Here is a 13,794-nt window from a genome sequence, read left to right on the forward strand (position 1 = left end):
GCTTTTTTCTGACGTGCTGATCGCGCTTCACCCATCCTACGTCGCCTTGTGAATTCACTTAATTTGACTCTGACGCCATGAAAACCATTGCCGAAATCGAACGTGCGCATCCAGAACTGACCGCCTTGCGCCGCGACATCCACGCGCACCCGGAACTTGCCTTCCAGGAAACGCGCACGTCCAATCTGGTGGCGCAACGCTTGCGCGAATGGGGCCTGGAAGTGCATACGGGGCTGGGGAAAACCGGCGTGGTGGGCGTGCTGCGCGCAGGCAGCGGCAAGAAGATGATCGGCTTGCGCGCCGACATGGATGCGCTGCCCATGCCCGAGCACAACCGCTTTGCGCACAAGTCCACCATCAGCGGCCGCATGCACGGCTGTGGCCATGACGGCCATACCGCCATGCTGCTGGGCGCGGCGCAGTACTTGTCCACGCATCGCAACTTTGATGGCACGGTGGTGTTCATCTTCCAGCCGGCCGAAGAAGGCGGCAACGCCGGCGCGCGCGCCATGATGCAGGACGGCCTGTTCGACAAATTCCCCTGCGATGCGGTGTTCGGCATCCACAACATGCCTGGCATGCCGGTCAACCAGTTCGGCTTTCGTGCCGGCCCGACGATGGCATCCAGCAACCGCTGGGACATCGTCATCAAGGGCGTGGGCGGCCACGCGGCGCAGCCTCATGCCTCGGTCGACCCCATCATCGTGGCCGCCGACATGGTGCACGCCTTGCAGACCGTGATTTCGCGCAGCAAGAATCCGCTGGACCAGGCGGTGCTGTCGATCACGCAGATCCATGCGGGCGATGCCTACAACGTGATTCCCGGCGAGGCCGTGCTCCGTGGCACGGTACGCACGTATTCGGTGGAAACGCTGGACAAGATCGAAGCCGACATGCGCCGTATCGCCACCACCTTGCCGCAGGTATATGGCGGCACGGGCGAACTCGATTTTGTGCGTGCCTATCCGCCGCTGGTGAATTGGGAAAAGGAAACGGCCTTCGCGGCGAAGGTGGCCGAAGAGGCCTTCGGCGCTGAAAACGTGCTGCGCGATATGCCGCCCTTCATGGGCGCCGAAGATTTTTCCTTCTTCCTGGAAGCCATCCCGGGCGCGTATCTGTTCCTGGGCAATGGTGACGGCGATCACCGCATGGAAAGCTATCACGGCATGGGTCCGTGCCAGTTGCATAACCCGAACTACGATTTCAACGATGCGCTGTTGCCGGTGGGCGCCACATATTGGGTGAAGCTTGCCGAGGCCTTCTTGCCGGCCGCCTGATTGCCCGGCAACTACCGATAGGCTATATGCTTATTGGCGTTGTGGATGAAGCCGCGGGGGGTACTCCCGCGGCTTTTTCTATATGACGTACAGCTTTGATCAAACGCCGATAACTTCGTTTGAGATACCGGGCGTGGTTCCCATAATGGGTTGCTCCACAGCAAGCGGACACCCCAAGGATAAGGACTTATCCACAAGGAACACCATGCGCATGTCATCCGAACTCCAGGACCGGCTGGTCCAAACCGCTACCGCCACCGGCTTGGCGCTGGTGCTGGCCCTGTTGGCGCTGGCCTCGCCCACCCCCGCTTCGGCCGAAGCTGTGGATACCTTGTCTGCGTGCGTCGCCGCGTCGGCGAACTTGCCTTAAGCGTTGTTCGCGGCGCTGGCCAAACTGCTGCATTACATGACCAGCCCTGTGGATAACGTTGAAAACAGGCCACTTCCACGAGCTGTGGATAAGGTGAAGTACGAGGCTGACGGACGAAATCACCCACGAAATCACCCACGAAAGCACGTACGGAACACGGCGGATCCCGTACAAAAATACCGTTTCGCCTAGCGCGCAACCATGAAAAAAGGGCGGTTCCTGTTCGGAACCGCCCTTTTGCTATTCAGACTACGGGCATCCTCAGAGCTTCAGCCCCAGCGCCTTGGCCACGCCGGCCGCATAGGCCGGATCAGCCTTTCTGAAGTGTTCCAACTGACGGCGCTGGATCTCTTCCGGCACGCCCGCCATATGGCGGCCGATATTGCCGAACAGCAGTTCCTGTTTTTCCGGCGTCATCAAGCGGAACAAGTTGCCGGGCTGTGAATAATAGTCATCGTCCACGCGATGGTTCCAGCGCGCGGCGGCCTGGCCGTCCAGCGCCAGCGGCGGTTCGCCGGCGGACGGGGTTTCCTTCCACTCACCCGCGCTATTGGGCTCGTAGTTCAACGTGCCGCCCACATTGCCATCGACACGGCTTGCGCCGTCGCGGTGATAGCTGTGAAACGGGCAGCGCGGCGCGTTCACGGGGATCTGGTGATGATTGATTCCCAAGCGATACCGGTGTGTGTCGCCGTACGAGAACAAGCGCCCTTGCAGCATCTTGTCCGGCGAAAAATCGATGCCGGGCACCACGTTTGCCGGGGTGAAGGCGGCTTGCTCGACTTCGGCAAAGTAATTTTCGGGGTTCTTGTTCAGCTCCAGCACGCCCACTTCAATCAGCGGGTAGTCGCCATGGGGCCAGACCTTGGTCAGGTCGAACGGGTTGATGTGATAGGTCTCGGCTTCGGCCTCGGGCATGATCTGCACCTTCAGCGTCCACTTCGGGAAGTTCTTCTGTTCGATGTTCTCGAACAGGTCACGCTGCGAGCTCTCGCGGTCGTGCGCAACCACCTGGGCGGCTTCCTCGTCGCTCATACAGGCGACGCCCTGCTGCGACTTGAAGTGGAACTTCACGTAGAAACGTTCGCCGTCCTTGTTGACGAAGCTGAACGTGTGCGAGCCAAAACCGTGTTGCTGGCGCAGGTTCGCGGGAATGCCGCGGTCGCTCATCAAGATGGTGACCTGATGCAGCGATTCGGGGCTGAGTGACCAGAAGTCCCAGGCGGCGGTGGCGCTACGCAGGTTGGTCTTGGGGTCGCGCTTTTGCGTGTGGATGAAGTCGGGGAATTTCAGCGGGTCGCGAATGAAGAACACCGGGGTGTTGTTGCCGACCAGGTCCCAGTTGCCTTCATCGGTGTAGAACTTGATGGCGAAGCCGCGCACGTCACGTTCGGCATCCGCGGCGCCGCGTTCGCCGGCGACGGTGGAAAAGCGCAGAAACAGCGGGGTTTGCTTGCCAACCTGCGAAAAGATGCTGGCGCGGGTGTAGCGCGAGATGTCGTGAGTAACGGTGAAGGTGCCGTAGGCGCCGGACCCCTTGGCGTGGACGACCCGTTCCGGAATGCGTTCGCGGTCGAAGTGGGCCAGCTTTTCAATCAGCCAAAAATCTTGCAGCAGCGCCGGGCCGCGGGGGCCGGCGGTCAACGTGTTGTTGTTGTCCGGCACCGGCGCGCCCGAGGCGGTGGTCAAAGGCTTTTTGTCGGTCATAGCACACTCCGTACGTAATTCTGGAAGACGCGTGGCCGCTTGGGCCCCGCGCGGTGTTGTGAATATTCCCCGTGCGGTACCAGGGAATATGTCCGACACATCATAGGGGTCAAGGTTGCGTTTGTGAAGTTGATTGATATTTGTAAATCGATTGTCAAAAACTATCGAACGTTTTCCCGTTCAGGATGGAGGATCTGGATGGCGTGAACCTCGCACGCATAAAAAAACCGGCCGCTAGGGCCGGTTCTTGGAGGCTTGCAAGCGCAAGGCTTGACGATTGCCTTAACGGTTTGCCGCAGCTTCCGCCTTGCGCTGCATGGAGCGCGTAATGGACCACTGCTGGGCGATGGACAGGGTGTTGTTCACGCACCAGTACAGCACCAGGCCGGCCGGGAAGAAGAACATCATCCCGCCGAACACCAGCGGCATGATCATCATGACCTTGGCCTGGATGGGATCCGGAGGCGTCGGGTTCAGTTTGATCTGCAGGAACATGGTGGCCATCATGATGGCGGGCAAAATGAAGTACGGGTCGCGGATCGACAGGTCATGGACCCACAGAATCCAAGGCGCGCCGCGCATTTCCACGCTGGCCAGCAGTACCCAGTACAGCGAGATGAACACCGGAATCTGCACCACCATCGGCAAGCAGCCGCCCAGCGGGTTGATCTTCTCGGTGCGGTACATCTCCATCATGGCGGCGTTGAGCTTTTGCTTGTCGTCGCCGTATTTTTCCTTCAAGGCCTGCAGACGCGGGGCCACTTGCTTCATGCGGGCCATCGAGCGGTAGCTCGCGGCGGCCAGCGGGAAGAAGATGGCCTTGATCAGCACGGTCAGCGCAACAATGGTCCAGCCCCAGTTGCCCAGCAACGAGTGCAGCCAGGTCATCAGCGTGAACAGGGGCTTGGCGATGATGGTCAGCCAGCCGTAGTCCACCACCAGTTCCAGGCCGGGGGCGAGCGCCGCCATGGCCTTTTGATCTTGCGGACCCACCCACAGGTGCGAGTCGACACGCGACGCGGAGCCCGGGGCGATTTCACCCACGGCTTCGATGCTGCGGGCGGCGTACAGGTTCTTCTGCACTTCCAGCAGTTCGTTCGTGCGCGGCTTGCCTTGCGGCGGCACCCAGGCGGTGGCGAAGTAATGCTGCACCACGGCGATCCAGCCGTTGTCCGCCTGTTTGATGTAGTTGGCCTTCTTCTTCTCGATGTCGCTGAACGTGCTCTTCTGGAACTTGTCCTGCTCGGAGTAGACGGCGAAACCGGTGAACGTGTGATAGAAGCTGGACGTGTCGGCGGGGTCGTTGCCGTCGCGTTCCAGCTGCAGGTACAGCGCGGGCGTGACGGGGGCGGAACCGACGTTGGCCAGGTCGTGGCGCACGTCGATGTCGTAGCGACCCTTGTGCAGGGTGAACGTCTTGGTGACCTTCACGCCGCCCGACTCACCTTCGAAGGACACGACCAGGTTGTCGCCGGTCATCTGGCGTTCGGTGGACGTGACGCGGAAAGGCGTCTGGTGCGTGGGAAAGCTCTGGCCGTTGGGCGCGCCAACCACGCCGGACTGCACGACGTAGTTCAAACCAGCCGAACGGTCCAGCAGCACCGTGGGCTTGTCAGCCTGGCCGGTTGCCGGGTACTTCAACAGTTCGGCGCGCACCAGTTGGGCGCCCATCGTGTCGAAGGTCAGGCGCAGCACGTCGGTGGTGACAACGACTTCTTCCGAGCGGGCGGTAGCGGGCGCGGCGGCGCCAGGAACCGCCGACGGCGCGGTAGCCGTGGTGGTGGGCGCGCTGGGCACCGAAGGCGTGGCGTTATTGGCGCCGGCCTGCGGTTCAGCCGTGCTGGCCGCGGGCGTCGGGCCCCCGAACAGCGACGGCTTGCCGTTATGGATTTGCCAGTTGTTCCATAGGAGCAACAGCGAAAAGGAAAAAATCATCCAGAGGACGGTTCGTCGGATATCCATGGTGCCTACTGAAGTGAATACGGGCCAGCAAAGCCCGCCAGTTTAGCGTCAATCGTGCTCGGTGCGGTGGCTGTGGGAGCAGCACGGGGGGCCATTGGTTCCCTTGGACGGCGGAACCGGATCCCAGCCGCCCGGCGACCACGGGTGACAACGGCCAATACGCCGGACCGCCAACCAGAAGCCACGCCAGGCGCCGTGGCGTTCGATTGCTTCAATCGCGTACGCCGAGCATGTGGGGGTAAAGCGGCACTGCCTGCCGATCCAGGGACTCAGGAAGAACCTGTAGAAGCGGATCGGAAGAATAAGCAGTGCTTTGAAAATCATCGCGCAATCCGATCAAAGTGAGCGTCCACTTCGGCTCTGACCAAGCGTTTAAGCGAGGTGAGCGTGGCGGGAGCAACTTTGCTATGCAAGCGCACGACGTAATCCTTGGCCGGCAGCGCCAGACGCCGGTGGCGAAACGCTTCGCGGATGACCCGCTTGATGGCGTTGCGCGTACTGGCGTGGGCGGCGAACCGCTTGGCGATGATGAGCCCCAGACGGGCACAGGCATCCTGGCCGGGGGGCAGATCATTGGGAGCCGACGTCACAATGAATAACGCCCCTCGAGCAAGACGCCGGCCTTTTAGGGCAGCGGCGAACTCGGAGGGGCGATGCAACCGCGCCTCCGGGGGAAGCGTGGAGCGCGGCATGGACTGCGGGTCAGGCGTTTGCGCGGAACCAGAACGAGATTGCGAGAGGTCTTGCAATATGGCCGGTCCGTGCAAATAGTCACGGCTTTCCGGAAGAACCGGAAAACCAGAACTTAGACAGCCAGACGCTTGCGGCCCTTGGCGCGGCGGGCGTTCAGGATGGCGCGGCCAGCGCGGGTTTTCATGCGCACGCGAAAGCCATGGGTGCGCTTGCGGCGGGTGACGGAAGGTTGGTAGGTACGTTTCATGGACGATCCACAAAAAGAACAAAAGTCAGAAGGGACCTGCCCGGAGGGTTCCAGGACGCAAAATCAGAAGCGGGTATCTAGTGAGCTTTTTTGCAACAGGTGCAAAAAACAACTTATAGACGGGGCTCTGGACAAGGGATTTCTCCCCAGGCGACCTATTCAGCAAAGCTAAAAACCGGACAGTGCAGTAAGCGCCCAAACCTGTGAAAGGAGGGTACTTGCTACAACTCCGGCTAAGCTCTCTGTGAAACCTTCTGACAGACAGAATTCGGAAAAGCCCACCATTTCAGCAAGTTTTCCCTGTCTTGTCAAACAGTTAAGCCTGGGCAGTGTAGACGCTTATGTCCTGCCCTGTGGATAACCCCAGCCCAGGCAAGGTAGAATCGAGGTTTGAATAAGAGCGACATGAAAGAATTCTGGCAGACCTGCGTCAGTCGTCTTGAGCAGGAACTCCCCCCCCAACAAATCAGCGCGTGGATACGACCGCTGGTCCCGCTTGCGTACGACGAAACGCAGGCGGTGCTGCGCGTTGCCGCGCCCAACCGCTTCAAGCTGGATTGGGTGCGCAAGAACTTTTCCCACCAGATCGAAGCGTTGGCCGCGGAGTGGTTCAAGCGACCGGTACAGGTCTTGTTCGAGTTGCCCTCGCATGGAGCCGCCCCGCGCATGCCGGTCGCGCCCGTGCGTGCGCCGCAGCCCGACCAATCGCACCTGTCCGCTGCACAACCCTCAGGCGGCGCGCCGCCCATGCAGGCCCCGGCTCCGGCCGCCCCACCCCAGCCCGCCACGACGGTTGCGGCGCAGGCGGTGAACGCGGATGCCGCCAACATCGTGTACGAGCGTTCGCGCCTGAACACAGACCTTACCTTCGAGAATTTCGTGACGGGTAAGGCCAACCAGTTGGCGCGCGCCGCTGCGCTGCAGGTGGCCGAGAACCCTGGCACGTCCTACAACCCGCTGTTCCTGTATGGCGGCGTGGGCCTGGGCAAGACCCACCTGATCCACGCCATCGGCAACGCCATGGTCGCGGCGGGCACGGGCGTGCGGGTGCGCTACGTGCATGCCGACCAATACGTGTCCGACGTGGTGAAGGCGTACCAGCGCAAGGCGTTCGATGACTTCAAGCGCTATTACCATTCGCTGGACTTGCTGCTGATCGATGACATCCAGTTCTTTTCGGGCAAGAACCGCACGCAGGAAGAATTCTTCTATGCGTTCGAAGCGATGGTGGCCCAGCGCAAGCAGATCATCATCACCAGCGATACGTATCCGAAGGAACTGTCCGGCATCGACAGCCGCCTGATTTCGCGCTTTGACTCCGGCCTGACGGTGGCTATCGAGCCGCCGGAGCTGGAAATGCGCGTGGCGATTCTGCTGCGCAAGGCGGAATCCGAAGGCGTGCCCATGCCCGAGGAAGTGGCTTTCTTCATTGCCAAGCATCTGCGCAGCAACGTGCGCGAACTGGAAGGCGCGCTGCGCAAGGTTCTGGCTTACGCCCGCTTCCATGGTCGCGACGTGCTGACGGTGGATGTCTGCAAGGAAGCCCTGAAGGACCTGCTGTCCGTGTCCAACGGGCAGATCACTGTGGAAAACATCCAGAAGACGGTGGCGGATTTCTACAAGATCAAGGTCGCGGACATGTACTCGAAACGCCGGCCCGCCAATATCGCCTTGCCGCGTCAGGTCGCGATGTACCTGGCTAAAGAGCTGACGCAGAAAAGCCTGCCGGAAATCGGTGATCTGTTCGGGGGGCGCGATCACACCACCGTACTGCATGCCGTACGCAAGATTTCCGACGCCCGCGCAAAACAAGCGGAGCTCAACCATACCCTGCACGTGTTGGAACAAACTCTAAAAGGATGAACATGCAACTCGTACAAACCACACGCGATGCATTGCTGAAACCGCTGTCGACTGTGGCGGGCATCGTCGAAAGACGCCATACCCTGCCCATTCTTGCGAACATCCTGATGCGCAAGGAAGGCAATAAGGTTGCCTTCATTGCGACTGACCTGGAAGTACAGATCACCACCCATGCCGATTTCGGCGTGGGCCAGGACAACGAGTCCACCACGGTTGCCGCGCGCAAGCTGCTCGACATCCTGAAAGCGCTGCCGGACACCGGCGACGTGCGCCTGGCCCTGGCCAGCAACAAGCTGTCGGTGCAGTCGGCCAAGAGCCGCTTCGCGTTGCAGACGCTGGCCGCCAGCGAGTTCCCCACCGTGGCTCAGCCCGAGCAGTGGGACGTCTCGCTCACCATGCCGCAACGCACGCTGCGCCACCTGTTCAACATGGTGCACTTCGCCATGGCGCAACAAGATATCCGTTACTACCTGAACGGCATGCTGCTGGTGTTTGAACCGGGTCGTGTGCGCGCCGTCGCCACCGATGGTCACCGCCTGGCGCACTGCTCGACCGAAGCCGACGGCATCGCCGAGCGCCACGAAGTGATCGTGCCGCGCAAGACCGTGCTGGAAATGCAGCGCCTGCTGGAAGACTCCGACGAGGTGGTCTCCATTGATGTGGCGCCGGGCCAGATCCGTTTCCGCTTCGGCGATGTCGAACTGGTGTCCAAGCTGGTCGAAGGCAAGTTCCCCGATTTCACGCGTGTAATTCCCACGAACTACACGCGCCACTTCATGGTGGGCCGCGAAGCGCTTCAAGGCAGCTTGCAGCGCGCCGCCATTTTGACGACCGACAAGTTCAAGGGCGTGCGCCTGCAATTGGCGCAGAACCAGATGAAGATCTCGTCTTCCAACGCCGAGCAGGAAGAAGCGCAGGAAGAAATCGACATCGACTACGGCCATGAGGCCTTGGACGTGGGCTTTAACGTGGGCTATTTGCTTGATGTGCTGGCCAACGTGAAAGTCGACAGCATCCAGTGGTCGGTCATGCCCGATGCGAACGCATCGGCGCTCATCACCCTGCCCGAAGACGACCAGTTCAAATACGTCGTCATGCCCATGCGGATTTGATCCGCGTCCCACTCCTTTGTGGGTTTGTGCCGCTTGCGGGCCTGATGGCTCGCGGGCGGTCCGGCCGCCAGGCCGTTCTTTAAAGCGTTATCGAACCAGACATGTCAGATCAGCAGAACACCACTCCCGAGAACAGCGGCTACGGCGCAGACTCGATCAAGATGCTCAAGGGGCTGGAGGCCGTGCGCAAGCGCCCCGGCATGTACATCGGCGACACATCCGACGGCACCGGCTTGCACCACATGGTGTTTGAAGTCGTCGATAACGCCATCGACGAAGCCCTGGCCGGCCATTGCGACGACATCGTCGTCACCATCCACACCGACAACTCGATCTCGGTCACCGACAACGGCCGCGGTATCCCCACGGATATCCACAAGGACGACGAATTCCACCGCAGCGCGGCGGAAATCGTGATGACCGAACTGCACGCCGGCGGCAAGTTCGACCAGAACTCGTACAAGGTGTCCGGCGGCCTGCACGGCGTGGGCGTGTCTTGCGTGAACGCCCTATCCGAATGGCTGCGCCTGACCATCCGCCGCAACGGCCAGGTCCACCAGATGGAATTCCGCCAAGGCGCGCGCGTGGCGCCCCTGGCCGTGACGGGCACGACGGACATGCGGGGCACGGAAGTGCGCTTCCTGGCCGACCCGATCATCTTCAACAACATCGAATACCACTACGAGATTCTCTCCAAGCGCTTGCGCGAGCTCTCGTTCTTGAACAACGGCGTGAAGATCCGCCTGGTGGACCAACGCCACGGCAAGGAAGAGAACTTTGCGTTCTCGGGCGGTGTGAAGGGCTTTGTTGAATACATCAACCGCGCCAAGACCGTGCTGCACCCGAACGTGTTTTCGGTCAGCACCGAATCGGCCGCCGGTGGCGTGTCGGTGGGCGTGGAAGTGGCGATGCAGTGGAACGACAGCTACAGCGAAAGCGTGCTGTGCTTTACCAACAACATCCCGCAGCGCGACGGCGGCTCGCACCTGACCGGCCTGCGCGCGGCGATGACCCGCATCATCAACAAGTACATCGCCGATAACGAACTGGCCAAGAAGGCCAAGGTGGAAACGTCCGGTGACGACATGCGCGAAGGCCTGGCCTGCGTGCTGTCGGTGAAGGTGCCCGAGCCCAAGTTCAGCAGCCAGACGAAGGACAAGTTGGTGTCCAGCGAAGTGCGTCCGGCCGTGGAAGAAGCCGTGGCCCGCACGCTGGAAAGCTGGCTGCTTGAAAACCCCATCGACGCCAAGGCGCTGTGCAACAAGATCGTCGAAGCCGCTCGCGCGCGTGAAGCCGCGCGCAAGGCCCGCGAAATGACGCGGCGCAAGAGCGTGCTGGAAGGCGCCGGCCTGCCCGGCAAGCTGGCCGATTGCCAGGAAAAAGATCCGGCGCTGTGCGAGCTGTACATCGTTGAGGGTGACTCCGCAGGCGGCTCGGCCAAGCAAGGCCGCGACCGCAAGTTCCAGGCCATTCTGCCGCTGCGCGGCAAGGTGCTGAACGTGGAAAAGGCGCGCTTTGACCGCCTGATCGCCAGCGAACAGATCGCCACGCTGATCACGGCGCTGGGCACCAGCATCGGCCCCGATTTCAACGTGGAAAAGCTGCGCTACCACCGCCTCATCATCATGACTGACGCGGACGTTGACGGCGCGCACATCCGCACCCTGCTGCTGACGCTCCTGTATCGCCAGATGCCGGAACTGGTGCAGCGCGGCTATGTGTATATCGCCCAACCGCCGCTGTACAAGGTGAAGGTTGGCCGCGAAGAACGCTATCTGAAAGACGACCAGGAAGAAGCGCAGTTCATGCTGCAACAAGCCCTGAAGGATGCCGAGATCATCTCGGGCGGCAACATCATCCGCGGCGAAGAGCTGACCGACCTGGCCAGCCAGTACGTGGCGGCCGACGGCGTCATTGCGCGCCTGTCGAAGGTGTTCGACGTGGGCGCCTTGTCTGCCATGGCCGAAGGCGTGGAAATCAACCTGGAAACGGCCGAGTCGACCGCGGATTCCGCCAAGCGCCTGGCCGAGGCCATGCGCGACCCGATCAGCGGCAACGGCGTGGACGTGGTGCCGCAGTTTGACGAAGCCACCGAACGCCATCGCCTGTCGGTGCAGCGCATGCACCACGGCAACGTGCGCGTCAGCATCATCGACGCCGACTTCGTCAACGGCTCTGATTACGCCATCCTGTCCAAGGCCGCCAAGAGCTTCCTGGGCAAGGTGGGCTCGCGCTCGCTGGCCGCGCGTGGCGAAGGCGACAAGCGCAAGGAACAGACGGTGTCTGACTTCCGCGAAGCCATGCAATGGCTGCGCAGCGAGGCCGACCGCGGCATCTCCAAGCAGCGCTATAAGGGTCTGGGTGAAATGAACCCGGCACAGCTGTGGGAAACCACGATGGACCCGAAGGTGCGCCGCCTGTTGCGCGTGCAGATCGAAGACGCCATCGCGGCGGACGAAGTCTTCACGACCCTGATGGGCGACGACGTGGAACCACGCCGCGCGTTCATCGAGCGCAACGCGCTGTCGGCGGGCAATATCGACGCGTAAGCATTTTCCCCGCATGACCCGGGCCAGCCTGAAAGGGCTGGCCTTTGTTTTTTCTGACTGGTCGCACGCTGATCGTGCGGTGGCTGGCGTGCTTCAAGGATGCAGTGATGGGTAATCGCGCGTGGTTGTCGTTGCAGGCGGAACGGGATGGCCGCACGGTGTCATCGGAAGAAATCGCCGCCGCCAACGGCAACCTGCCCACGTTATGGCAGGTGTTGCTGGCCGACGGCAGCTTGCGGGATGCTGATGCGTCGCAGCGCGTGTTTGGCGATGCGGGCACGACGGCGCTGGCCGCTCCCGCGCAAGCCGCGCACGATCGCTTGCGCCAGGTGGCGGCATTCTTGCGGACGCATGCGGCAAGCGACGACGCGCCGCATTGCGTGCAGTGGGACGCGGCAGTGGCTTACCTGGCCGAACGGATCGATGCGCGGGGAGCGCGGGACGCGTCGGGCGAGCGGGACGATGCCGCCGGCTTGTGGATAAGCGCCAATCTTGATGAGCTGGCGTGGCTGCATGGGGATGGCGCGCAGGCGTATCTTGCCCACGCGTGCGCGCTGTGCACGGATCGCTGGAACGCTGTGCAGGACAGCATGCGCATGGGCGACGTGGTGGCCGTGTTGCGCTTGCTGGACGTACAGGACCCCGACGATGAATCGGGGTGGGCGTGGCGGGTCGGCCTGGGCGGTCTGGCGCATCCGTATTTCTTTCCGCAAGAACCCGCCCGGCGCGTTCGCTATGAAGACTTCGACGAAGACGAGGACGACAGCGGCGAAGACTATGCCGGCGACGAAGAAGATTCCGACGACGACACCGACAGCAATGGCGCCGCCCACGCCGCCCACACGTCCAAGCGCCGCGACACCCACCTGGGCGACGGCTTGCATCGCTTTGCTGTGGACAACTTGTGGGGCGTGCGCGAAGGACGCGGCGAAGACGGCCGCGTGGTGCTCGCCCCACAGTTCGATTCCATCTGGAGTTTCGAAGACGGCGTGGCGGCGGTTCTTAGGGACGACAAGTTTGGGCTGATCGATACCGACGGCCGCCTGTTGATGCCGTGCGAGCTGGACGAAGTGTGGAGTTATTCACAGGGTCTGGCGATGGCGCGGGTGGGCGATCGGATCGGCTTTGTGGATAGGTCGGGGGCGTGGGCGATACCCCCCGCATTTGAATCAGCGGGCGATTTTTCCCCCGGTGGCTTGGCGCCTGCATACGAGGCCGGGTGCTGGGGCTTGATCGACCGTAGCGGCGCCTGGGCAAGCGCGCCCGACTGGGACGACATCAATTGGGATAACGCGCTACATGCCTACGTGACGCAGCGCGGTGACCGTTGCGGCTTGATCGATGCGCAAGGTCGACTCGTGCTGGACGCCTTGTACTCGGCATTGGGGCCTGTGGACACGGAGTCCGATCCCGCCGGCCTGTGGATAAGCGGCCAGATGCAAATCCGGGTGCTGACCGGCGACGATCAGCGCGGCATTGTGAACGGCGAAGGCGAAGTCATCGTACCGGTGACCTATACCGATCTGGCCGACATCATCTGGCTACCCGCGCCCGATCCCGCCAACATCACGCCCCCGCCCGCGGGCCAGGCCGGCCGCTATCTGCGCGTGCTGCGCTGCGAGGAACACGGGGAATGGGACGAATGGTTCCAAGGCGCCTACGACATGCTCGAGCGCCGCGAGGCGCTGCCGTGCACGCAGCACATGGTGTTCGGCCTAATGTGGAAAGACACCTACGGCTGGCTGTGCGCCGTGGTGCCGGAACATGCCAGCGTATGCAGTCCGGATGGCCTGCACATCGGTATCGCACAAGCGGACGGCGCGTGGCTGCACGAACCGGTCTATGCCTGGATCGGCGTGCCGGCGTCGCTGCGTACCGGGGATGGCGTGCACGGCTGCCCGACGGCGATTGCGCAATGCTGGAGCCAGGGGCAGGCCGTGCCGGCCATGCATGCCGACGGCGCGATGCGCTATTTGCATGCGGACGGGCGGGTGCAAACCGAGCCGAAATAGCG

Annotated in this window: 11 protein-coding genes; 6 read left to right on the forward strand and 5 right to left on the reverse strand. The window is 62.1% G+C overall.

The features are described 5' to 3' along the window. The first annotated feature begins 77 nt into the window (after positions 1–77). A complete protein-coding gene (locus P8T11_RS19860; RefSeq protein WP_100853690.1) occupies positions 78–1,277 on the forward strand; it encodes a M20 aminoacylase family protein in 1,200 nt (399 codons plus the stop codon). Between the two features lie 211 nt (positions 1,278–1,488). Then, positions 1,489–1,647 (forward strand): hypothetical protein, encoded by a 159-nt coding sequence (locus P8T11_RS19865; protein ID WP_268080421.1) that lies wholly within the window; start codon positions 1,489–1,491, stop codon positions 1,645–1,647. A gap of 261 nt (positions 1,648–1,908) precedes the next feature. On the opposite strand, the gene P8T11_RS19870 is transcribed toward P8T11_RS19865, so the two are convergent. The 5 genes from P8T11_RS19870 to rpmH all read right to left on the reverse strand — a co-directional run bounded on the left by P8T11_RS19870 (position 1,909) and on the right by rpmH (position 6,256). After that, positions 1,909–3,354, reverse strand: a complete 1,446-nt coding sequence (locus tag P8T11_RS19870) for a catalase (RefSeq protein ID WP_268080420.1) — start codon at positions 3,352–3,354, stop codon at positions 1,909–1,911. Positions 3,355–3,636: 282 nt separating this feature from the next. Further along, positions 3,637–5,316, reverse strand: a complete 1,680-nt coding sequence (gene yidC / locus P8T11_RS19875) for a membrane protein insertase YidC (protein WP_268080419.1) — start codon at positions 5,314–5,316, stop codon at positions 3,637–3,639. A gap of 48 nt (positions 5,317–5,364) precedes the next feature. Further along, positions 5,365–5,637 carry a membrane protein insertion efficiency factor YidD gene (gene yidD / locus P8T11_RS19880; RefSeq protein ID WP_268082314.1) on the reverse strand — a complete coding sequence of 91 codons (273 nt, stop codon included), beginning with the start codon at positions 5,635–5,637 and terminating at the stop codon, positions 5,365–5,367. After that, positions 5,637–6,008 carry a ribonuclease P protein component gene (locus P8T11_RS19885; RefSeq protein ID WP_268080418.1) on the reverse strand — a complete coding sequence of 124 codons (372 nt, stop codon included), beginning with the start codon at positions 6,006–6,008 and terminating at the stop codon, positions 5,637–5,639. The genes yidD and P8T11_RS19885 overlap by 1 nt, the downstream gene beginning before the upstream one ends. A 113-nt stretch (positions 6,009–6,121) precedes the next feature. Continuing rightward, on the reverse strand, positions 6,122–6,256 hold the full coding sequence (gene rpmH / locus P8T11_RS19890; RefSeq protein ID WP_003816025.1) for a 50S ribosomal protein L34: 135 nt from the start codon (positions 6,254–6,256) through the stop codon (positions 6,122–6,124). Between the two features lie 405 nt (positions 6,257–6,661). Between rpmH and dnaA the strand changes: the two genes are divergently transcribed. The 4 genes from dnaA to P8T11_RS19910 all read left to right on the forward strand — a co-directional run bounded on the left by dnaA (position 6,662) and on the right by P8T11_RS19910 (position 13,792). Continuing rightward, positions 6,662–8,119 (forward strand): chromosomal replication initiator protein DnaA, encoded by a 1,458-nt coding sequence (dnaA, locus tag P8T11_RS19895; protein WP_100853686.1) that lies wholly within the window; start codon positions 6,662–6,664, stop codon positions 8,117–8,119. Positions 8,120–8,121: 2 nt separating this feature from the next. After that, the gene (gene dnaN, locus P8T11_RS19900; protein ID WP_039883733.1) at positions 8,122–9,231 is read left to right on the forward strand and encodes a DNA polymerase III subunit beta; all 1,110 of its coding nucleotides are present in this window, start codon (positions 8,122–8,124) and stop codon (positions 9,229–9,231) included. Between the two features lie 101 nt (positions 9,232–9,332). Further along, positions 9,333–11,780: a DNA topoisomerase (ATP-hydrolyzing) subunit B gene (gene gyrB / locus P8T11_RS19905; protein ID WP_268080417.1), complete on the forward strand. Its 2,448-nt coding sequence runs from the start codon at positions 9,333–9,335 to the stop codon at positions 11,778–11,780. A gap of 107 nt (positions 11,781–11,887) precedes the next feature. Then, positions 11,888–13,792: a WG repeat-containing protein gene (locus tag P8T11_RS19910; protein WP_268080416.1), complete on the forward strand. Its 1,905-nt coding sequence runs from the start codon at positions 11,888–11,890 to the stop codon at positions 13,790–13,792. Positions 13,793–13,794: the final 2 nt, after the last annotated feature.

Origin of the sequence: Achromobacter spanius (genome assembly GCF_029637605.1) — a bacterium.
GTDB lineage: Bacteria > Pseudomonadota > Gammaproteobacteria > Burkholderiales > Burkholderiaceae_B > Achromobacter > Achromobacter spanius_E.